The organism is Streptomyces sp. CNZ287, from assembly GCF_007827615.1.
Genome location: NZ_VISV01000014.1, coordinates 54,545 through 76,544, shown reverse-complemented (window position 1 = coordinate 76,544; position 22,000 = coordinate 54,545). Strand labels below are relative to the sequence as shown.

At 73.5% G+C, this 22,000-nt stretch carries 15 protein-coding genes and 1 pseudogene; 8 read left to right on the top strand and 8 right to left on the bottom strand.

Annotated elements, in window-relative coordinates; all coding sequences use genetic code 11:
• Positions 1–110: 110 nt before the first annotated feature.
• Positions 111–3,389, top strand: a complete 3,279-nt coding sequence (locus FB457_RS36365; protein WP_145783172.1) for a sacsin N-terminal ATP-binding-like domain-containing protein — start codon at positions 111–113, stop codon at positions 3,387–3,389.
• Between the two features lie 113 nt (positions 3,390–3,502).
• Here FB457_RS36365 and FB457_RS23610 read toward each other — a convergent pair whose 3' ends face one another.
• The 3 genes and pseudogenes from FB457_RS23610 to FB457_RS23600 all read right to left on the bottom strand — a co-directional run bounded on the left by FB457_RS23610 (position 3,503) and on the right by FB457_RS23600 (position 6,374).
• Positions 3,503–4,861 carry an MFS transporter gene (locus FB457_RS23610; RefSeq protein ID WP_047016365.1) on the bottom strand — a complete coding sequence of 453 codons (1,359 nt, stop codon included), beginning with the start codon at positions 4,859–4,861 and terminating at the stop codon, positions 3,503–3,505.
• Positions 4,862–4,889: 28 nt separating this feature from the next.
• Positions 4,890–5,351, bottom strand: coding sequence for a MarR family winged helix-turn-helix transcriptional regulator (locus FB457_RS23605; protein WP_047020017.1), 462 nt, complete (start codon positions 5,349–5,351; stop codon positions 4,890–4,892).
• A gap of 182 nt (positions 5,352–5,533) precedes the next feature.
• Positions 5,534–6,374: pseudogene (locus tag FB457_RS23600) on the bottom strand (solute carrier family 23 protein).
• 82 nt (positions 6,375–6,456) lie between these two features.
• On the opposite strand from FB457_RS23600, the gene FB457_RS23595 reads away from it, so the two are divergent.
• The 3 genes from FB457_RS23595 (at position 6,457) to thpR (ending at position 9,986) form a co-directional block, all read left to right on the top strand.
• Positions 6,457–6,723: a DUF2530 domain-containing protein gene (locus FB457_RS23595; protein ID WP_047016363.1), complete on the top strand. Its 267-nt coding sequence runs from the start codon at positions 6,457–6,459 to the stop codon at positions 6,721–6,723.
• A gap of 10 nt (positions 6,724–6,733) precedes the next feature.
• A complete protein-coding gene (locus FB457_RS23590) occupies positions 6,734–9,292 on the top strand; it encodes a cation-translocating P-type ATPase (protein WP_047016362.1) in 2,559 nt (852 codons plus the stop codon).
• Positions 9,293–9,383: 91 nt separating this feature from the next.
• Positions 9,384–9,986, top strand: a complete 603-nt coding sequence (gene thpR, locus FB457_RS23585; protein WP_145783262.1) for an RNA 2',3'-cyclic phosphodiesterase — start codon at positions 9,384–9,386, stop codon at positions 9,984–9,986.
• A gap of 4 nt (positions 9,987–9,990) precedes the next feature.
• Here the strand turns inward: thpR and FB457_RS23580 are convergent, their stop codons facing one another.
• Together FB457_RS23580 and FB457_RS23575 are read right to left on the bottom strand one after the other, a co-directional pair.
• A complete protein-coding gene (locus FB457_RS23580) occupies positions 9,991–10,581 on the bottom strand; it encodes a Uma2 family endonuclease (RefSeq protein WP_173534848.1) in 591 nt (196 codons plus the stop codon).
• A gap of 249 nt (positions 10,582–10,830) precedes the next feature.
• Entirely contained in the window at positions 10,831–11,814 is a 984-nt protein-coding gene (locus FB457_RS23575; protein ID WP_047016361.1) for an aldo/keto reductase, read from the bottom strand.
• Between the two features lie 97 nt (positions 11,815–11,911).
• Here FB457_RS23575 and FB457_RS23570 point away from each other — a divergent pair, with 97 nt between their 5' ends.
• Positions 11,912–12,928 (top strand): WD40 repeat domain-containing protein, encoded by a 1,017-nt coding sequence (locus FB457_RS23570; protein WP_145783170.1) that lies wholly within the window; start codon positions 11,912–11,914, stop codon positions 12,926–12,928.
• A gap of 77 nt (positions 12,929–13,005) precedes the next feature.
• Here FB457_RS23570 and FB457_RS23565 read toward each other — a convergent pair whose 3' ends face one another.
• Positions 13,006–13,791 (bottom strand): TetR/AcrR family transcriptional regulator, encoded by a 786-nt coding sequence (locus FB457_RS23565; protein ID WP_047016359.1) that lies wholly within the window; start codon positions 13,789–13,791, stop codon positions 13,006–13,008.
• A 130-nt stretch (positions 13,792–13,921) separates the two neighbouring features.
• Here FB457_RS23565 and FB457_RS23560 point away from each other — a divergent pair, with 130 nt between their 5' ends.
• Together FB457_RS23560 and FB457_RS23555 are read left to right on the top strand one after the other, a co-directional pair.
• Positions 13,922–14,983 carry an ATP-binding cassette domain-containing protein gene (locus FB457_RS23560; RefSeq protein WP_145783168.1) on the top strand — a complete coding sequence of 354 codons (1,062 nt, stop codon included), beginning with the start codon at positions 13,922–13,924 and terminating at the stop codon, positions 14,981–14,983.
• A complete protein-coding gene (locus tag FB457_RS23555) occupies positions 14,980–15,837 on the top strand; it encodes an ABC transporter permease (protein ID WP_145783166.1) in 858 nt (285 codons plus the stop codon). Before FB457_RS23560 ends, FB457_RS23555 begins: the two co-directional genes overlap by 4 nt.
• Positions 15,838–15,924: 87 nt before the next feature.
• On the opposite strand, the gene serC is transcribed toward FB457_RS23555, so the two are convergent.
• Positions 15,925–17,043 (bottom strand): phosphoserine transaminase, encoded by a 1,119-nt coding sequence (gene serC / locus FB457_RS23550; RefSeq protein ID WP_145783164.1) that lies wholly within the window; start codon positions 17,041–17,043, stop codon positions 15,925–15,927.
• Positions 17,044–17,324: 281 nt separating this feature from the next.
• Positions 17,325–18,731, bottom strand: a complete 1,407-nt coding sequence (locus tag FB457_RS23545) for a glycoside hydrolase family 10 protein (protein ID WP_145783161.1) — start codon at positions 18,729–18,731, stop codon at positions 17,325–17,327.
• Positions 18,732–18,924: 193 nt separating this feature from the next.
• On the opposite strand from FB457_RS23545, the gene FB457_RS23540 reads away from it, so the two are divergent.
• Complete coding sequence (locus tag FB457_RS23540) at positions 18,925–21,927, top strand: FAD-binding and (Fe-S)-binding domain-containing protein (RefSeq protein ID WP_145783159.1); 3,003 nt, start codon at positions 18,925–18,927, stop codon at positions 21,925–21,927.
• Positions 21,928–22,000 lie beyond the last annotated feature (73 nt).

Below are 22,000 nucleotides of genomic sequence, written 5' to 3'. Positions count from 1 at the left end.
CACACCGCCCGGGGCACCGCCGCGGGCGCGGTGGCCGGTGCGGCGCGCGGACGCGGCGGGGGACCGCATACGCTGCGGCGGACCGGCACCTCCCGCGACAAGGAGCCTCAGTGGACCCCCTGGACCCCCTGGACCCCGTGGCCGACCCGACCGCCCGGCTGCGTACCGCGGCGCTCGACGCCTGGGCGGCCTCGCCCGCGCGTTTCCGGGAGGACGCCAACGCGGAGGAAGACCTGGCGCTCGGCGGCTACCGCGACCGCCTGGTGGTCGAGCTGGCCCAGAACGCGGCGGACGCCGCCGCCCGCGAAGGCGCGGCGGGCCGCCTGAGGCTGACGCTGACGGAGGCCGCCTCCGGCGGCGGTCCCGGCGGGCCGGCCGAGGACGCCGGAGAAGCGCGGCCGGTCGACGAGGGCGCCGGCCGGGAATGGGTGCTGACCGTCGTCAACACCGGGGCGCCCCTCGACGCCGCCGGAATCGAGTCGTTGTCGACGCTGCGGGCCTCCGCCAAGCGCGGCGAGGACACCGAGGAGGCCGTCGGGCGGTTCGGCGTGGGCTTCTCCGCCGTGCTGGCCGTCAGCGACGCGCCCGCGGTCGCCTCCCGCGGCGGCGCCCGCGTGCGGTGGTCGCTGGCGGAGGCGCGGGAGCTGGTCCGTACGACCGCCGAGCGCAACCCCGCGCTCGCCGACGAAGCCGCCCGCCGCGACGGCCACGTCCCCCTCCTCCGCCTCCCCCTGCCCCTCGCGGAGGCCGACGCCCCGGCCGTACCCGAGGGGTACGACACCGCCGTCCGCCTGCCGCTGCGCGACGCGGCCGCCGCCGCTCTGGCCCGCCGGCTGCTCGGCGGCATCGACGACGCCCTGCTGCTCGCCCTGCCGGGCCTCGCCGAGGTCGTCGTGGAGACGCCCGAGGGCGTACGCACGCTGCGCCGCCGCGAGGACGGCCCGTACACGGTCGTCGAGGACACGGGCCGTACGGACGGTGACACCGCGGCCGAACCCGCGACCGCCCCCCGCCCCGCCGCCACCCGCTACCGCACCCGCACCGCCGCGGGGCGGCTCGACCCCCACCTCCTCGCCGACCGCCCCGTGGAGGAACGCCTCCGCCCCACCTGGACCGTCACCTGGGCCGTCCCCGTGGACGGCGACGGCGCGCCCGCCGCGCCCGTCACCGCCCCCGTGCTCCACGCCCCCACCCCCACCGACGAACCCCTCGGCGTCCCCGCCCTGCTCATCGCCTCCTTCCCGCTCGAACCCACCCGCCGCCACCTCGCCCCGGGGCCGCTCACCGCCTACCTCGTCGACCGCGCCGCCGACGCCTACGCCGGCCTCCTCGCCGACTGGGCCCCGCTGAGCCCCGGCACCATCGACCTCGTCCCCGGCCCCCTCGGCCGCGGCGAGCTGGACGGCGCCCTGCGCGCCGGCATCCTGCGGCTCCTGCCCGACGTCGCGTTCCTGCCCCCCGCCGCACCCGAGGAGGGCGCCACACCGCAGCCGCTGCGCCCCCGCGACGCGCTCCTCGCCGAGGGCGCGGGCGCCGAGACGGTGCGCCGGCTCGGCGACGTCTTCCCGCACCTGCTGCCCGCCGGTCTGGAGCGCCGCGGCGAACTGCGCACCCTCGGCGTCTCCCGCGTCCCGCTGGGCGAGCTGGTCGAGCGGCTGGCGAGCGTGGAGCGCCCCGCCGCCTGGTGGCACGGCCTCTACGGCTCCCTCGCCGGCACCGATCCGGAGGAGCTGGGCGGCCTGCCGGTGCCCCTCGCCGACGGCCGCGTCGTCGTCGGCCCGCGGCAGGTGCTGCTGCCGGCCGGCGACACCGGCGGCACGGGGGACAGCGGCACCGGCGGGCGGTCCGCCCGGCTCGCCCGGCTCGGGCTGCGCGTCGCCGACCCGGTCGCCGCCCACCCCGTGCTGGAACGGCTCGGCGCCGTCCCGGCCACGCCGCGCGCCGTGCTGACGACGCCGCAGGTGCGGGCGGCGGTGGCGGGGTCGCTGGACGCGGGGGAGGTGTGGTTCGACGAGGGGCCCGAGCAGGGCGCGCCGGGTCCGGAGGAGCTGGCGGACATCGTCCTCGGGCTGGTCCGCGACGCGCACCTGGCGCCGGGCGACGAACCGTGGCTGGCCGCCCTCGCGCTGCCCGACGAGGACGGCGACCCCGCTCCCGCCGGGGAACTCGTCTACCCCGGCAGCCCGTTCGCCGCCGTCATCCGACCGGGTGAACTGGCGTACTGCGCCGCGGACCTGGTCGAGCGGTGGGGGGAGGAGCCGCTGACGGCGGTGGGGGTGCAGGCGGACTTCGTGCTCGTACGCGCCGAGGACGTCGTCCTCGACCCCGACGAGCTGGAGCCCCGCGACACCCCCTACCCCGAAGCGGACGACGCCGGGCTGCTCGACGCGGTCGACGTGTGGTGCGAGGACGTCCTCGACCAACTCCCGGAGACCCCCGTCCCGCCGGTGCTCACCGAACTGGTGGGCGTACGGGACCTGGAGCTCGTGGACGACGCGCACTGGCCGCAGGCCCTCGCGCTGCTGTCCCGCCCGCCGCTGCGCGAGGCGCTGACGCGCTCGGCGCGCGTCCTGCTGCCGAACGGCGAGGCGTATCCCGTGCGCCCGTACACCGCCTGGTGGCTGCGCGGCAACCCCGTACTCGACGGCCGCCCGCCCGCGGGACTCCGCGCCGCGGGCGGCGACCCGCTGCTCACCGGGCTGTACGAGGCGGCCGACGCCTCCGCCGTCGGCGACGAACAGGTCCTGCGCGCCCTGGGCGTACGCACGTCCGCCGCCGCGCTCCTCGGCGAACCGGGCGGCGCCGCGGAACTCCTCGCCCGCCTCGCCGACCCCGCCCACGACGTCGCCCCGGGGCAACTCCACGCCCTGTACACCCTCCTCGCCGATCTCGACCCCGCGGACGTCACCCTCCCGGACGACCTCCGCGCGGTCCGCGACGGCACCACGGAGGTGGTACCGGCCGGCGAAGCCCTCGTCGCGGACGCCCCCGACCTGGTGCCGCTGGCCACCGCGCAACCGCTGCTCCCGGTCGCCCCGGGGCAGGCGGCGGCGCTGGGGGAGCTGCTCCAGGTGCGGCGGCTGACGGAGGCGTACGAGGCCCCGGTGGAGACGGCGGGCGAGACCCGCGAGGTCCCGCGGCCCGTACGGGACCTGCTCGGTCCTGACACCCCGGCGACGTACGAGGAACACGGGCACCTGACCGCCGGCGGCACCGAACTCGACTGGCGCCGCACCCCCGACGGCACCGTCCACGCGGCGACGATGGAGGGCCTGGCGGCCGGTCTGGCGTGGGCGACGGGCCAGTGGCAGCGGCGGTTCGAGGCGGCGGCGCTGCTGGAGGACCCGACGCGGACGCGGGAGCTGGCGGAGGCCCGCTGGTTCGACTGAGGAGGGGCGGCACGCGGCGAAAGGGGCCGCGTGCACGGAACAGGGGCCGGGTGAACGGAACAAGCGGTCACCAGGCCCCCGCGGAACCTCTTCGGTGCCGATGCCCCCCGTGCCTACGCCGCCGGAGCCAGCTCCTCCGCCCGCTGCGACGGCACGAACGCGACGTGCTTGCGCCCCCGCCGCAGGTCTATCCGCAGCCGCAGCCCGCCGACGCGGGCCAGCACCAGACCCACCGTGACGGCCGCGAGCACGGATATCACCCCGCAGGTCAGGAACCCGATCCGGGCGCCGAACGTGTCCGTCGCCCAGCCGACGAGCGGCCCGCCGATCGGCGTGCCGCCGACGAACACCATGACGAACAGGCTCATCACCCGGCCGCGCATGGCCTCGTTGGTGGCGAGCTGGACGTTGGCGTTCGCGGTCGTGTTGAAGAACAGCCCGGCCGCGCCCACCGGCACCAGCAGCGCCGCGAAGAGCCAGAACGCCGGCGATACCGCCGCGACGATCTCCAGCACGCCGAACGCCAGCGCCGCGAGCACCGTCAGCCGCATCCTGCTCACCCCGCGCCGCGCCGCGAACAGCGCGCCGCCGAGGGAGCCGGCGGCCATCAGCGAGTTCAGCAGCCCGTACGTGCCGGCGTCGCCGTGGAAGACCTCGTCCACGTACGCCGTGAGCCAGATCGGGAAGTTGTAGCCGAACGTGCCGATGAAGCCGACCAATACGATCGGCCACAGCAGCTCGGGCCGCCCGGCGACGTACTTCAGGCCCTCGCGCAACTGCCCCTTGCCGCGCGGCGCGCGCTCGACGCGGTGCAGCTCCGCGGTGCGCATGAGCAGCAGCCCGGTGAGGGGGGCGATGAAGGAGAGCCCGTTCAGCAGGAACGCCCAGCCGCTGCCCACGGCGGTGATGAGGACGCCGGCGACGGCGGGCCCGAGGAGGCGGGCCGTCTGGAAGTTGGCGGCGTTGAGGCTGACGGCGTTCTGCATCTGCTCCTTGCCGACCAGCTCGGCGACGAACACCTGCCGCGCCGGGTTGTCGACGACGGTGGCGAGGCCGAGCAGGAATGCCATCAGGTAGACGTGCCAGACCGTCACGGCTCCGCTCAGCGTGAGTGCCGCGAGCGCGAGGCCGATGAGGCCCATGGCCGCCTGGGTGGCGAGGAGCAGCTTGCGCTTCGGCAGCCGGTCGGCGAGGACGCCGCCGTAGAGGCCGAACAGCAGCATGGGCAGGAACTGCAGCGCGGTCGTGATGCCGACGGCGGTGGCGGACCCGGTGAGGCTGAGCACCAGCCAGTCCTGGGCGATGCGCTGCATCCAGGTACCGGTGTTGGAGACCACCTGGCCGCCGGCGAAGAGCCGGTAGTTGCGGATCCTCAGCGAGCTGAAGGTGCCGCGTCTGCTGCTCTCCTCTTCTTCTTCGTAGTCATCGGGTGCGGGTGCGGGTGCGGAGTCTGCTCCGGGTCCCGTACTCAAGGCGTTCTCCTCCGGTCATCGTCGTGCGTCAGCGTGGTGCGGCCTCCGGCATCGGCAAGTGGGCGAGCTTTTCGAGCACCGGCGCGGCGTCGCGCAGGGCGGCCCACTCCTCCTCGGACAGACCGCCGGCCAGCTCGGCCAGCCAGGCGTTGCGCTTGCGGCGGCTCTCCTCGAGCATCGCCTCGGCCTGCTCGGTCTGGCTGACGACCTTCTGCCGCCGGTCCTCCGGGTGCGGCTCCAGCCGGACCAGCCCCTTGGTCTCCAGCATGGCCACGATGCGCGTCATCGACGGCGGCTGGACATGCTCCTTGCGCGCCAGCTCACCGGGGCCGAGCGGACCGCAGCGGAAGAGCGTGCCGAGCACCGACATCTCGGTCGGGCTCAGCGACTCGTCCACGCGCTGGTGCCGCAGGCGGCGGGTCAGCCGCATGATCGCGGAGCGGAGCGAGTTCACCGCGGCGGCGTTCTCCTCCTGGGACAGGTCAAGCATGGTCATTAGCGTACCTCATTACTTTAGCTAAGTAAAGCTCGGAAGCCGAGACAGAGGAGGTTACGGCCTGGTGGTGCGGCCCATCCGAAAGGATGACCGCTTACGGGAAAGCCCGCCCCCCGGTACACGCGAAGGGCGGACCCTGAGCGGCATGGGGACACCACCCCGGCGGCGCCGCACGGTCAGTTGAGGCCCAGCCAGCGTTCGATGGGTTCCAGGGCGAAGTAGACGACGAACACCGCCGACGTCACCCACAGCGCCGGACGGACGCTCGCCGGGCGGCCCACCGCCGTGCGGAGGAGGGTGTGGGCCAGGAAGCCCATGCCGATGCCGACCGTGATGCTGTAGCTGAAGGGCATCAGGACGATGGTGAGGAAGGCGGGGGCCGCGATCGTCGTGTCGGACCAGTCGATGCTGCGGATGGTGGCCGACAGGATCAGGAAGCCGACCACCACCAGCGCCGGGGTCGCCGCCTGCGAGGGGACGATCGTCACCAGCGGGGTGAAGACCAGCGCCAGCAGGAACAGTCCGCCCGTGACGAGGTTCGCGAGGCCGGTACGCGCGCCCTCGCCGACGCCCGCGGTGGACTCGGCGAAGGCCGTGCTCGCCGAGGCGGAGGCGGCGCCGCCCAGGGCGACGGCGGCGCCGTCGGCCATGAGGACCCGGTTCATCTCCGGGAGGCGACACCACGGCGTTGATGCCGAGGCCGGCGGCGCAGGCGACGGGGACGTTGCCGAGGACGCCCATGAGGAGCGTGGTCACCGCCGCGACCAGCACGGTGGCCGTGACCAGTTCGCCGTGGTCCAGCTTGTGGCCGAACTTGTCCTTCGCCGAGCCCAGGATGATCGGGTTCAGCACGATGATGTACGCCATGGCGAAGAACGTCGCCAGCCCGCCCCGCAGCTCCTGCGTGACGGACGAGCCGCGCCGCGAGATGTGGAAGTAGGCGTCGAGCGGGGAGGAGGGCCGGGGCGGGGGTCCGTCCCCGGGGGCCGTGCCGGTGGTCTTCGCGTCGGGGGGCATGCGTGACCTTCGTGCGGAACAGCGGCCGGACTTCGGCGCCCACTCAGTATGCCGCCGTGATCGGCCCCGTACTCTGGTCGACATGGGCAAGAAGGCGTACAGGCACCCGGCGCCGGAGCCGTTCGAGGGCGACATCACGGCGGTGACCGTCGGCGGCACCGTGCTGTGGCTGGTGCTCTTCGTGGTCCAGTTGCCGTTCCTCGGCTGGCTGGACGACCACGACCGCATGTGGTGGCTGTGGACCTGCCTGGCGGGCGCCGGTCTCGGTGTCCTGGGCCTCTGGTACGTACGCCGCCGCGAGGCCGCGCTTGCGCGGGGTGGCGACGCGGGCGCCCGGTCGAACACGTAACGTCGTACGCATGACGCAGCGGGTCGAGACGGCCGCCGACGGCGGCGAGGGGCCGGAGCCCGGCGGCGGGCCGGGCGGGGCGGGCGGGAAACCTGACGGAGCCGGCGGGACGGCGCGGGCGGAACCCGGCGGGACGGCGGGCGGAGATCCTGGCGGTCAGCCCGGGGAGCCCGGCGGTCAGCCGGACCGGGCGGGGGCGAACGGGGCGGGCGGGACCGCCGTCGCGCTGCGGCACGACGGACTCACCGCCGCCGAGGTCGCCGAGCGCGTCGCCCGCGGCGAGGTCAACGACGTTCCCGTGCGCTCCTCCCGCTCCACCGCCGACATCGTCCGCGCCAACGTCCTCACCCGCTTCAACGCCATCATCGGCGTCCTGTGGGTCATCATGCTCGTCGTCGCGCCCATCCAGGACAGCCTCTTCGGCTTCGTGATCCTCGCGAACACCGGCATCGGCATCATCCAGGAGCTGCGCGCCAAGAAGACCCTCGACAACCTCGCCGTCATCGGCGAGGCCAGGCCGCAGGTGCGCCGCGACGGCCGCACCGCCGAGATCCCCACCGCCGAGATCGTCCTCGGCGACCTCGTCGAGCTGGGCCCGGGCGACAAGGTCGTCGTCGACGGCGAGGTGCTGGAGTCCGACAGCCTGGAGGTCGACGAGTCCCTGCTCACCGGCGAGGCCGACCCCGTCATCAAGCAGCCGGGCGACAAGGTGCTCTCCGGCAGCTTCGTCGTCGCCGGCGGCGGCGCGTTCACGGCGACGAAGGTGGGGCGCGAGGCGTACGCCGTGCAGTTGGCGGAGGAGGCGTCGCGCTTCACGCTCGTCCACTCCGAGCTGCGCAGCGGCATCAGCACGATCCTCAAGTACGTGACGTACATGATGATCCCGGCCGCCATCGGCCTGGTCATCAGCCAGCTCGTGGTCGAGAACAACAGCCCGCAGGACGCCATCCGCCGCATGGTCGGCGGCATCGTGCCGATGGTGCCCGAGGGCCTTGTGCTGCTGACCTCGGTGGCGTTCGCCATAGGGGTCATCCGGCTCGGCCGCAAGCAGTGCCTCGTACAGGAGCTGCCCGCGATCGAGGGGCTCGCGCGGGTCGACGTCGTCTGCCTCGACAAGACCGGCACCCTCACCGAGGGCGGTATGGACGTCACCGAGCTGCGGCCGCTGGGCGGCGCGGCGGAGGCGGACGTACGGCGGGTGCTGGGCGCGCTCGGCTCGTCGGACCCGCGGCCGAACGCCAGCCTCCAGGCCATCATCGAGGCGTACCCGGACACCGAGGAACTGCGCTGCACGGGGGCGCTGCCGTTCTCCTCGGCGCGCAAGTACAGCGGGGCGGCGTTCAGCGGGGACGGGGCAGGTGCGGGTACGTGGCTGCTGGGCGCCCCCGACGTGCTGCTGCCCGCCGGCGACCCCTCCCTCGCCGAGATCGACGACCTCAACGCCGAGGGCCTGCGCGTGCTGCTGCTCGCCCGCGCCCAACGGGAGCTGGACGACCCGGAGGTGGCGCGCGGCGTCGAGCCGACGGCGCTGGTCGTCCTGGAGCAGCGGCTGCGCCCGGACGCCGCCGACACCCTCGGCTACTTCGCGGAGGAGCGCGTCGAGACGAAGATCATCTCGGGTGACAACGCGGTCTCCGTGGGCGCGGTGGCCGCGAAGCTCGGCATGGCGCGCGCGGACCGTACGGTCGACGCGCGCACCCTGCCGGCCGACCGCGACGAGATGGCCGAGGTCCTCGACGACAACGCGGTCTTCGGCCGCGTCAACCCGCAGCAGAAGCGCGACATGGTCGCCGCGCTCAAGTCCCGCGGCCACGACGTGGCGATGACGGGCGACGGCGTCAACGACGTGCTGGCGCTGAAGGACGCGGACATCGGCGTGTCCATGGGCTCGGGCTCGGAGGCGTCGAAGGCCGTCGCGCAGATCGTCCTGCTGAACAACAGCTTCTCCACCCTTCCCTCGGTGGTCGCCGAAGGCCGCCGGGTCATCGGCAACATCGAGCGGGTCGCGAACCTGTTCCTGGTCAAGACCGTCTACTCGGTGCTGCTCGCGCTGCTCGTCGTCGCCACGCAGGTGCCGTACCCCTTCCTGCCGCGGCATCTGACGCTGCTGTCGACGCTGACGATCGGCGTGCCGGCGTTCTTCCTGGCGCTGGCGCCGAACAAGGAGCGGGCGCGGCCGCACTTCGTGCGCCGGGTGATGCGGTACGCGATCCCGGCGGGGCTGATCGCCGGGACGGCGACGTTCGTGACGTACATGCTGGCGCGGGCCCACTACTCGGGGCCGGGGGCGCTGGACGCGGAGACGTCGGCGGCGACGCTGACGCTCTTCCTGATCGCGATGTGGGTGCTGGTGATCATCGCGCGGCCGTACACCTGGTGGCGGGTGGGGCTGGTCGGGACGATGGCGCTGGGGTTCGTGATCGTGCTGGTCACGCCGTGGCTGCAGAAGTTCTTCGCGCTGAAGCTGGTGGGCGCGGAGATGCCGTGGACGGCGGTGGGGATCGCGGTCGCGTCGGCGGTGCTGCTGGAGTTCGCGTGGCGGTGGGTGACGCGCCGTTTCCCGGACTGAGGCGGGCGTGACGGCCGGCGGTACGGGCGCGGGGGTGCCCGGTGCGGACGGGCCGCTTCCGGGGGAGCCGGGTGCCGGGGAGCCGGGTGCGCTGAGGCTGTTCGCCGCGGTGGTCCCGCCCCCGGAGGTGCTGGGGGAGCTGGCGGAGGCGGTGCGCCGGCTGCGGCGGCTCCCCGGCGCGGAGCGGCTGCGCTGGGTGCCGCGGGAGGGGTGGCACATCACGGTGGCGTTCTACGGGGAGGTGCCGGCCGGTTCCGTCGCGGAGCTGGAGGAGCGGCTGGCCCGCGCGGCTCGGCGCCGGGGGCCGGTCGGGCTGCGGCTGGCGGGGGGCGGGCGGTTCTCCGACACGGTGCTGTGGGCGGGGGCGGCGGGCGACGTCGAGGAGCTGGGCCGGCTCGCGGCGGGCGCCGCGGCGGCGGGACACCGCACGGCGGGGGTGCCGCTGGCGGCGAAGCGGGGCGGGGGTGCGGCCCGGGGGCGGGAGCGCCGCTACCGCCCGCACCTGACGCTGGCCCGCCAGCGTCACCGAGCGGGTACGGACCTGACCCCGTTCACGGAGTCGCTGCGCGACTTCACCACCCCCCACCGCAACCTGACCACCCTCACCCTGATCCAGAGCCACCCCCCACCCCCGGGCCACCCCTGCGCCCAGCCCCGCTACGAACCCGTGGCGACCTGGCCTCTGGGGGCGTAGCCCTTCAGTCCCGGGGAAAATCGCCGGTCGTCAGCTTGAGCCCGACGGGGGTCTCGGTGAGATCGATGTCCATCCCGAAGTCGAGGGTCGTCTCTACGCGGTACTCCCCGTCCTTGGGCATCAGGTGCAGGTGGCACTTGCCGGTGTACGGGTCGACGATCAGGTAGACCGGCACCTCTGCGGTGGCGTAAACGGCCTTCTTCGGCCCGTAGTCATTGCTGGCGGTGCTCTTGGAGATCACCTCGCCCACGAGTTCGACATCCTGAGGGCGCCAGCGGCCCTTGTCATCCTTGGCGGCGCCTGTTGTCAAGGCGATGACGTCCGAGGCGAAGCCGTTGAGGTCTCCCGGGTAGTCGATCCGCACGTCCGACTTCAGCCTCCGCCGGGGGTATCGGGCACGCAACTGGTCCAGGATGTCGTAGATCGTGTCCCAATGCGTGTCTCGCTGCGGCGACATGTAGACGGCCCCCTCGACGATCTCGACCTTGTATCCCTCGGGGACAGGCATCCGCTCCACTCGCTCGAACAACTTGTCGAGGGTGAGCTCGTCGCTCTCGTCGGCCATCTCGATCCTGTCGGTTTCGACGACGGTCATCGTGGCGCTCCTCCCCGCTGCTGCTTGATCGCATGCAGCCGCGCAGTACAACGATACTCACGGTGAGTCGTTACGGCCCGCTACCACCGGCCCGGGCCCGCCGCCCCGCGGGGGGCGGCGGGCCCGTAAGCTCGTACGCGTGAACGCCAAGACCCGCATCCGCGTCGTCAGCGCCACGCTCGTGCTGATCTTCGCCGTCGTCGCCATCGCCGCCGCCTTCGGCGGCTGACGCGCCCGCCTACGGAACGCTCACCACGCGAATGCCTCCGGGGACGGACCCGGGCCCGGGAAGATCTCGTCGAGCGACGCCAGCAGCCCGTCCGGCAGCGTCAGGTCCAGCGCCGGCAGCGCCGACGTGAGCTGCCCGATCGTGCGCGGGCCCACGATCGGGCCCGTCACGCCCGGCCGCGTCAGCAGCCACGCCAGGGCCACCTCCGCCGGGTCCAGGCCATGCTCGGCGACCAGGTCCTCGTACGCCTGCACCCGCTCGCGCACCGCGCCGCGCGCCAGCGCCGCCGACGACCGTGCGCCGCCGCCCTCGCGCTCCTTGCGCAGCGCGCCGCCCAGCAGCCCGCCGCCCAGCGGGGACCACGGGATGATGCCGAGGCCGTAGCTCTCGGCGGCCGGGATGACCTCCATCTCGGCGCGCCGCTCGTAGAGGTTGTAGAGGCACTGCTCGCTCACCAGGCCCAGCGAGTGCCGCCGCCGCGCGGCCTCGTTGGCCTGCGCGATGTGCCAGCCCGCGTGGTTGGACGAGCCGACGTAGAGGATCTTGCCCTGCTGTACGAGGACATCGACGGCCTGCCAGATCTCGTCCCAGGGCGTGTGCCGGTCGACGTGGTGGAACTGGTAGAGGTCGATGTGGTCCGTCTGCAGCCGCTTGAGGCTGGCGTCGACCGCGCGGCGGATGTTGAGCGCCGAGAGCCGGTCGTGGTTGGGCCAGGTGGTGTCGCTGTCGGCCGCCATCGAGCCGTAGACCTTGGTGGCGAGCACGACCTTGTCGCGGCGGCTGCCGCCCTGCGCGAGCCAGGTGCCGACGATCTCCTCGGTACGGCCCTTGTTCTCGCCCCAGCCGTAGACGTTGGCGGTGTCGAAGAAGTTGACGCCCGCGTCGAGGGCGGCGTCCATCATGGCGTGGCTCGCGGCCTCGTCGGCGTGCGGCCCGAAGTTCATGGTGCCGAGCACGAGCCGGCTGACCTTGAGTCCCGTACGTCCCAACTGCGTGTACCTCATGAGGATCAAGCCAACTCCTTCGAGCGCGCTCGAAGCAAGCACCACGCGCGCGCATCCGGCCCCCGTACCGCCGCGGGCGCATGGCAGGCTTGGCGCCATGCGCGCCCACCGCCTGCCGACCGCCGCCGCCCTCCTGACCGCGGCGGCGGTGGCGACCTCCGCCGCGTACGCCCCGCCCGCCGCGGCGCAGGACGACGTGATCCTCACCGACCCGCGGATCACCGAGTCCAGCGGCCTCGCCGCCAGCCGGCAGCACGAGAACGTGTACTGGACGCACAACGACTCCGACGACGGCCCGTACATCTACGCCGTCGACGGCGGGACCGGCGAGACGCTGGCGACGATCACGCTGCGGGGCATAGGGGAGCCGCGCGACGTGGAGGCCATCTCGCTCGGGCCCGGCAACCAGCTCTACGTCGGCGACATCGGCGACAACATGGACGGCTCCTGGTCGTACGTGTGGATCTACCGCTTCCCCGAGCCGAGGCAACTCCAGGACGCGACCGTGGACGCGGTGCAGTACGAGGCGCAGTACGAGGACGGGCCGCGGGACGCGGAGGCGCTGATGGTGCACCCGAAGACGGGGCGGGTGTACCTCGTGAGCAAGAAGCAGAACGGGGGCGCGGCGCTGTACGCGGGACCCGAGGAGTTGTCGCCGGGCTCGATGAACATCTTCGAGCGGGTCGTGCCGGTCAACCTGTGGGTGACGGACGGGGCGTTCTCGCCCGACGGCACGCGGCTGGCGCTGCGCAGCTACGTCGGCGGGCGGATGTACCGCTTCGAGAACGGCAAGCCGGAGGAGGACGGCCGTCTCGACGTGCCGCTGCAGCGGCAGGGCGAGTCGATGACGTACACGGCGGACGGGTCGGCGATCGTCTTCGGGAGCGAGGGCGAGCAGAGCGATCTGATCTGGCGGGAAGTCGAGGGGGGCGGCTCGTCGTCGGAGCCGGGCGGGTCGGGTGACGGTTCTGGTGACGACTCCGGGGACGGCGCGAGTGGTGCGGGGGACGACGAGGACCGCGACCCGGTGAAGACGGTGCTGCTGGTGGGCGGGGGCATCGGCGCGGTGCTGCTGCTGCGCCGCGTGCTGTCGAAGCGCCCGCGGCCGGACTGAGCGAAGACCTGAGCGGGACCGGAGCGGCGGCGGAGCGCGACCTGAGCGGGGGTGCGGGGCGGGCGGGCCCGCCCGGCTCAGACCGTTTCCCCCTCGCGGCACTCCTCGTCGAAGACCCGCGCACCCGCGGGCGGCGGTGTCCAGCCCGTCTTGCGGCGGTGCTCGATCAGCACCTCCAGGCCGTCGAGCATCCGGTCCATCGCGAACGTGAACGTCTCCTCGTCCAGTGCGGAGAAGGAGTCGTCCGCGAGTGAGGCGATCCGCGGATAGCGCCCGGACTCCATGGCCGATTCCAGCGCGGGAGACTGCGCCTCCCAGAACTCCTGGTCGCTGATCCCCGTCCGCGCCTCCGCCTGCTTGGCGTTGACGTGCACCCGGGCGAGGCCGGCGGCGGTGGAGTCGAGCGAGGTGATGAAGCCGACCTTCTCCTGGTCGGTGAGGAGCAGCCCGTCGAAGACGCTGAGGGCCAGCTCGAAGGAGTCCAGACCGTTGGGGCCGAGGACGGGCCGGCCCTGGTCGACGTGGAGCAGCCAGGGGTGTGCGAGGTAGTGCTCCCAGAACGAGTGGGCCAGCTCCCGCATCCGGTCCCGCCAGGTCGGCTGGCTGCGGAGGTGTTCGGCGTCCTCCGGCTCGATCGAGCCGACGCCGTCGAGCATCAGGTCCAGCAGCTCGGCCTTGCCCGGCACGTGCCGGTACAGCGACATGGTGCCCACGCCCAGATGCCCGGCGATCTTGCGCATCGAGACCGCCTCCAGCCCTTCGGCGTCCGCGATGCCGATCGCGGTGAAGACGATCCGGTCCACCGAGATGCCGGGTTTCGGACCGCGCTTGGCGCGCTCGTCGATGCCCCAGAGCAGGGCCATGCTGCGGCTGAGGTCGCCGCTGCCGCTGTGTTCCGTTGCCGCCATGCGGCCGAGTCTAGCTGCGGACTTGCCCTCTGCGTACACCGTATGCGTAAATGAGTACGGCGTACTCAGATAGGGGAGGAAGAGCGTGAAGGCAAGCTCGGCCGACGCCGTCGTGGCGGACGGCGTGCAGAAGCGCTACGGAGAGAAGCGGGCCCTCGACGGCTTCGACCTGACCGTGCCGTACGGCACGGTGTACGGCCTGCTCGGCCCCAACGGCGCCGGTAAGACGACGGCGGTGCGGATCCTGTCCACCCTCATCCGGCTCGACGGCGGACAGGCCCTCGTCGGCGGGCACGATGTGATGAAGGAGCCGGTCAAGGTGCGCCGGCGGATCGGCCTCGCCGGGCAGTACGCGGCGGTGGACGAGGTGCTGACCGGCCGGCAGAACCTGGAGATGTTCGCCCGGCTGTTCCACCTCGGCTCCCGCCGCGCCCGCGAGCGCGCGGCGGAGCTGCTGGAGCAGTTCGGGCTCACCGAGGCCGCGGACAAGGGCGCCAAGGAGTACAGCGGCGGCATGCGCCGCCGGCTCGACCTGGCGTCGAGCATGATCCTCGCACCGGACGTGCTCTTCATGGACGAGCCGACGACCGGCCTCGACCCGCGTAGCCGCGGCGAGGTCTGGGAGGCGGTGCGGGACCTGGTCGCCGGCGGCACGACGGTGCTGCTGACGACGCAGTATCTGGACGAGGCCGACAAGCTCGCCGACCGTATCGCCGTCATCGACGACGGCCGGACGATCGCGGACGACACCCCGGCCGCGCTGAAGAACACGGTCGGCGGGGACCGTATCGAGGTCGTCGTCGGCTCGGCGGAGGAGATCCCGGACGCGGTGCGGGCCGTCGCCCGGGTCTCGGGCGCCGACCCGGCCGTCGACCTGGAGGAGCTGCGGGTGCACGGCGCGGTGACCGACCGGGTCGCGGCGCTGACGGAGGTGGCGCGCACGCTGCAGGACGAGGGGGTGGCGGTGGACGACATAGCGCTGCGGCGGCCCACGCTCGACGACGTGTTCCTGAGCCTGACGGGGCACACCGCGGCGGAGAAGGAGCCGGCGGAGGCCGACAAGAAGGACTCGGACAAGAAGGACTCGGACAAGAAGAAGGCCGACAAGAAGAACGCCGGCAGGAAAGAGGAGGTCACGGCCGCATGAGCACCGTCACCGACACCGCGGCGGCGGAGAAGCGCCCCCGGCCCTCCGCCCGCGAGCAGGCCCCCGGCGGGGCGGTGAAGTGGGCGATCGCCGACTGCTGGACGGTCGTACGCCGCGGCCTGCTGCACTACCGCCGGCAGCCGTCGAACATCGCCTGGCAGCTCGGCTTCCCGGTCGTCTCCGTGCTGCTCTTCGTCTACGTCTTCGGCAGCGCGATGGAGGGCGGCGCGGACGCCTACAAGTCGTATGCGATGCCCGGCATGTTCGCGATGACCATGGCCTTCGGGTTCATGAACACGGCCATGCTGATCGCCATCGACAAGGAGCACGGGATCACCGACCGCTTCCGCTCCATGCCGATGTCCCCGTCGGCCGTGGTGAGCGGCCGGGGCGTCTCCGACCTCATCGGCGCCGCGCTGGACCTGGCGGTGATGGCGGCGATCGCGCTGGTCATCGGCTGGCGCTCGGACGGCTCGGTGCTGGAGACCGCGGCGGCCTTCGCGCTGCTGATGTGGCTGCGCTTCGCCCTGATCTGGGTCGGGGTGGTGCTGGGTCTGCTGACGCCCAACCAGGAGGCGGCGGGCAACCTCTTCGCGGTCGCGTTCCCGTTCGGCATGGTCTCCAGCGTCTTCGCCTCACCGGCGGACATGCCGGGCTGGCTGGGCGCGATAGCGATGTGGAACCCGGTGTCCTCCACGGCCAACGCGGTGCGCGAGCTGTTCGGCAACCCGGGGCGGCTGGGCGACTCGTGGATCGAGCAGCACGCGATGCTGATGGCGCTGGTGTGGCCGGTGGTGATCACGGCGGTGTTCCTGCCGCTGGCGGTGCGGAAGTACCAGCGGCTGTCGCACTGAGCGGACGGCGGCAGTCACCGTGAGGCGCGTACGCGCACGGGCCCGGCACGCGGAAGCGCGCCGGGCCCGTAGCGGGACGAGTGAAGCTCAGATCCGCTCGATCACGTGGTCGATGCAGCGGGTCAGGGCCTCGACGTCGGCGGGGTCGACCGCGGGGTACATCGCGATCCGGAGCTGGTTGCGCCCCAGCTTGCGGTACGGCTCGGTGTCCACGATGCCGTTGGCGCGCAGCGTCTTGGCGACGGCGGCGGCGTCCACGTCGTCGGAGAAGTCGATCGTGCCGACGACCGCGGACCGCTGCGCCGGGTCGGCGACGAACGGAGTGGCGGCCTTCGCCTCCTCGGCCCAGTTGTAGAGCGTGCGGGCGGAGGCGGCGGTGCGGCGTACGGCCCAGTCCAGACCGCCCTGGCCGTTGATCCAGTCGAGCTGCTCGGCGAGGAGGAAGAGGGTGGTGAGGGCGGGGGTGTTGTACGTCTGGTTCTTGCGGGAGTTGTCGATCGCCGTGGGCAGCGAGAAGAACTCCGGCACGTGCCGCCCGGAGGCATGGACGCGCGCGGCCCGCTCAAGGGCGGCCGGGGAGAACGCGGCGATCCACAGCCCGCCGTCGGAGGCGAAGGACTTCTGCGGCGCGAAATAGTAGACGTCGGTCTCCGCCACGTCCACCGGCAGCCCGCCGGCCCCGGACGTCGCGTCGACGAGCACGAGCGCCCCGTCGTCGGCCCCCTCGACCCGGCGCAGCGGCATGGCGACACCGGTGGAGGTCTCGTTGTGCGTCAGCGCGTACACGTCGACCCCGGCCTCGGCCCGCGCCTCGGGGTGCGTACCGGGCTCGGACGAGACGACGGTCGGCTCGTCCAGCCACGGGGCGAGCTTGGCGGCCTTGGCGAACTTCGAGGAGAACTCGCCGAAGGACAGGTGCTGCGACTTGCGCTCGATCAGCCCGTGGGTGGCGACGTCCCAGAACGCGGTGGCCCCGCCGTTCCCGAGAACCACCTCGTACCCCTCGGGCAACGAGAACAGCGCACGCACCCCGTCACGCACCCGCCCGACGAGGTCCCGCACGGGAGCCTGCCGGTGAGACGTACCGAGAAGAGAGGAACCGGTGGCGGCCAGCGCCTCGAGCGCCTCGGTGCGCACCTTGGACGGGCCCGACCCGAAGCGTCCGTCGGCGGGCTTGATGTCATCAGGAATCACGATCTCAGCCACCCCCGAAGCCTACGGCCCGATCACCCGGCAACGACGCTCCCGTCCACTCCCTGAGACGAGAACACCCACGTACTGGGCGGCCCCGCCGGTGAGTGGCCAAGGGGGGCTGGGGTGGGAGACGGGTCAGAGCGGCCCCCTCCGGCAACTCTGCCGGGCATCACCCGCCGACGAACGCTCCGCGGGAGATAGCCGTGCTCCTCCCCGTACGGGTGGATCAGATCGGGAACAGCCGTCCGCCGGGGCCACCCGCGACAGCGGTGGTCCCGGCGGGTGGGGTGGGGTCAGCCCAGGGTGAGGGTGGGCGGGGTCGGGTTGGTGTCCGTCCAGGTGCCGTTGAAGCCGAAGGTGACCGAGCCGCCGTCCGGGACGGTGCCGTTGTAGGGGGCGTTCGTGCAGGTGACCCTCGTGCCGGACTGCTGGCAGGTGGCGTTCCAGGCGTTGGTCACCCGCTGGCCCGCCGTGTAGTCCCAGGAGACCGACCAGCCGGACAGCGAGTCGCCGTCGCAGCTCACCGTCACCGCCGCGGTGAAGCCGCCGTTCCACTGCTGGGGTACGGCGTAGGCCGCGGTGCAGCCGTCGCCGGGGCCGGGGCCCGGCCCCGGGTCGCCGCCGAGGGCCTCGACCACCGCGTTGTATGCCTGTTTCGGCTGGTAGCTGTCGTTCCAGAGGGTCGCCGAGCCCTCGCCCGGGAAGACGTCCGGCACCCAGGAGTACTTGTCCGGGAAGCCCCATACCGTGACTCCGGTGCACCGGGTGACGGCCAGGCAGGCGTCGATGACGTTCGCGTAGTACTGCGACTGGGTGGCTTCCTTCTCCGAGCTGACCGGGAGCTGTATCCGTACGTCCAGCTCCGTGATCGCCACGTCGACGCCCAGGTCGGCGAAGCGCTGCATGTTCTGCCGCAGGTCGTTCGGGAAGCCGTACTGGATCGCCAGGTGGCCCTGGATGCCGACGCAGTCGATCGGTACGCCCTGGGCCTTCAGGTCGCGTACCAGGTTGTACATCGCGGTGCTCTTCGCGTTGACGCCCTCGATGTTGTAGTCGTTGATGCACAGCTTCGCGCCCGGGTCCGCCGCCTTCGCGGCGCGCAGCGCGTGCGCGACGAAGTCGGTGCCCATGGCGTTGTAGAAGGGGCTGTTGCGGAACGTGCCGTCCTCGTTGAACGGTTCGTTGACGACGTCCCAGGCGTCGATGTCGCCCGCGTAGTGCCCGGCGACCTGCGTGACGTGGTTCTCCATCGCCGTACGGACCTCGCCGCTCGGCAGGCTGGAGACCCAGCCGGGGAGCTGGTTGTGCCAGACGAGGGTGTGGCCGCGGATCGACTGGCCGTTCTGCTGTGCGAAGTCGACGATCCGGTCGCCGGGGCCGAAGTTGAACTGGCCGCGGGACGACTCCACGGTGTCCCACTTCATCTCGTTCTCAGCCGTGACCTGGCCGAACTCGCTGCCCAGGATCCCGGTGTACTGGGTGTCGGAGAAGTGCGCCGTCGCGGCGGCGGAGCCGATGAACTTGCCGTGGGCCTGCGCCAGCTCGTTCAGCGAGGCGGCGGCGGTCGCGGACGGGCCGGCGGCGCCGGCGGCTTCGGCGGGGGCCGCCTGCGCGGGGGCGGCGGTGCCGAGGCCGTACAGGCAGAGGGCGCCGGCGAGGGCGGCCAGCAGGGCCCTGGGCCTGCTGCGGAGTCTTCGCATGTTCCCCTTCTTCCCCCGCGGGCGGGCGCGGGCGGTGGTGGAGTGGGTGGCGCCGGATCCGTGCGTGCGGGTGGTGGGACGGGATCGAAACATTCGGGACTGGTTTCGAATCTTTCTGGGATCGGACGTTAGAGGCGCGAGTGGGGCACGTCAATACACGCGACGGGGCGGGGGCGTCCGGCACGCTGGAGCCATGGATACGGAGACGGGCGCGGACGCGGGTACGGACGCCGGGGTGGATGTCGTGGCGCTGGAGCGCCGGCTGCGGGACGCCGTCGGCGGCGAGGTCGGGTTCGGGACCCGGGACCGGGCCCTCGTCACCATGGACGCCTCCAACTACCGGAGCGTCCCCCTCGGCGTCGTCGCCCCCCGCGACGCCGACGACGTCGCCGCCGCGCTCGCCGTCTGCCGGGAGTTCGGCGCGCCCGTCGTCGCCCGCGGCGGCGGTACGTCCATCGCGGGCAACGCCGTCGGCGCCGGCGTCGTCCTCGACTTCACCCGGCACCTGAACCGGCTCGTCGACCTCGACCCCGGGGCGCGCACCGCCGTCGTCCAGCCCGGGCTCGTGCTCGACCGGCTGCGCGGCGCGGCGGCGCCGCACGGGCTGACGTTCGGGCCCGATCCGTCGACCCACCGCCGGTGCACGCTCGGCGGGATGGTCGGCAACAACTCCTGCGGCCCGCACAGCGTCGCGTGGGGGACCATGGCGGACAACGTACGGGCGCTCGACGTGGTGACGTACCGGGGGCGGGCGCTGCGGCTGGAGCGGGACCCGGGGGTGCTGCCGGGGCTGCGGGAGTTCGTCGAAGGGCATCTGGCGACGCTGCGGACGGGCGGGCGCGCGGTGGGGCGCGCGGATGGTCAGGCGCCCGAGCATGCGGGTGGTCTCCGCGACGAAGGCGGCGCCCCCGGCGCGGACGCCGGCGCCCCCGCCCCGTACCCCCGCGACCTCCCCGGCTGGCCCGACCTCCCGCGCCGCATCTCCGGCTACGCCCTCGACGCCCTCCTCCCCGAGCGCGGCGGCGACCTCGCCCGCGCCTTCACCGGCAGCGAAGGCACCCTCGCCGTCCTCACCCAGGCCACCGTCCGCCTCGTCGAGGCACCCCCCGCCCGCGCCCTCGCCGTCCTCGGCTACGCCGACGAGTCCGCCGCCGCAGAAGCCGCCCCCGGGCTGCTGCCGCTGCGTCCGCTGACCGTCGAGGGCATGGCCGCCGACCTCGTGCCCGACGCGCACGCGCTGCCCCGCGGCGGCGCCTGGCTCTTCGTCGAGACCGGCGGCGACACCCCCGCCGCCGCGCGGGCCGCCGCCGAAGAGGTCTGCCGCGCCGCCGACGCCGTCGACCACACCGTCGTCGCGGAGCCCGCCGAACAGCGCGTCCTGTGGCGTATCCGCGAGGACGCCTCCGGCACCGCCACCCGCATGCCCGACGGCAGTGAGGCGTGGCCCGGCTGGGAGGACTGCGCGGTGCCGCCCGCGCGGCTCGGGGCGTATCTGCGCGAGTTCCGGGCGCTGCTCGCCGCGCACGGGCTGCGCGGGCTGCCGTACGGGCACTTCGGCGACGGCTGCATCCACGTCCGGATCGACTTCGATCTGCTGACCGCGCCCGGGATCGGCCGCTTCCGGGAGTTCTCGGCGGGGATGGCGGACCTCGTCGTCGCCCACGGCGGCTCGCTCTCCGGGGAACACGGCGACGGGCGGGCACGCTCGGAGCTGCTGCCCGCGATGTACGGGGACGAACTCGTCGGCCTCTTCGGCGGCTTCAAGGACCTCTGGGACCCCGACGGCGCCCTCAACCCCGGCGTGATCGCGCGCCCCGCCCCCCTCGACGCCGACCTGCGCTTCGCGCCGCTGCCGCGGGTGCCGGTGCCGGTGGCGTTCGGCTATCCGCACGACGGTCCCGGGGGCGGCGACTTCGCGGCGGCGGTGCGGCGGTGCGTCGGGGTCGCCAAGTGCCGGAACCCGGCGGGGAGTCCGGGGGTGATGTGCCCGTCGTACCGGGCCACGGGCGAGGAACGGCACTCCACGCGCGGGCGCGCGCGTCTGCTGCACGAGATGCTGGCGGGGGAGGTCATCACCGACGGCTGGCGCTCGGAGGAGGTGCGCGAGGCGCTCGACCTCTGCCTGTCGTGCAAGGGGTGCCGCAGCGACTGCCCGGTGGACGTCGACATGGCCACGTACAAGGCCGAGTTCCTGCACCACCACTACGCCGGGCGGCGGCGGCCGATGGCGCACTACGCGATGGGGCGGCTGCCGCAGTGGCTGCGGCTGACGGCGGCGCTGCGGGCGGCGGGCGTGGCGAACGCGCTGGCCGCGGTGGGGCCGCTGGCGGCGGTGGCGAAGCGGGCGGCGGGGCTCGCGGGGGAGCGGGCGATCCCGCCGATCGCGCGGGTGCCGCTGACGCGGTCGCTGCGGCGGGACGCCGACGCGGATCCGGACGTGCTGCTGTGGCCGGACACGTTCACGAACTACCTGTCGCCTGAGGCGGGTACGGCGGCGGTCCGGGTGCTGCGGGCGGCGGGGCTGCGGGTGGGCCTGCCGCGGGAGGCGGGGAAGGTGTGCTGCGGGCTGACGTACGTCTCCACGGGCCAACTGGACCAGGCCCGCGAGGCGATGCGGCGCACGCTGGACGCGCTGGAGCCGGCGGACGGCGGGAGCGACGACGCGGACGAGGGCGCGGCCGGCCCGCCCCTCGTCGTCCTCGAACCGCCCTGCGCCGCCGCGCTCAAGACCGACCTCGTCGAGCTGCTGCCCGACGACGAGCGCGCCCCGCGCCTCGCCGCCCGCGTCCGCACCCTCGCGGAAGCCCTCGAAACCGCCGCCCCCGACTGGACGCCGCCCCGCCTCGACCGCCCGGTCACCGGCCAGACGCACTGCCACCAGCACGCCGTCCTCGGCGACGGCGCCGAGCGCCGCCTGATGGCGAAGGCGGGTCTGGAGGGCCGGCTCGCCTCGGGATGCTGCGGCCTGGCGGGCAACTTCGGCTTCGAGCGCGGCCACTACGAGGTCTCCGCCGCCTGCGCGGAAGACCAGCTCCTCCCGGCCGTACGCAACGCCCCGGAGGACGCGGCGGTCGTGGCGGACGGCTACTCCTGCCGCACCCAACTCGCCCAGCTCGCCGGCGTCCGCGCCCGCCACCTGGCGGAACTCCTCGCGGAGGGCCTGCCGGAGGAGGGCGAGCGCGACGGGCGAAGCTGACGCGCCCCGGGGCCGAATCCGGCAAGCACGCTTGCTTGTTTTCCGGTCCGCTGCCACCCTACTGCGCAGTAGT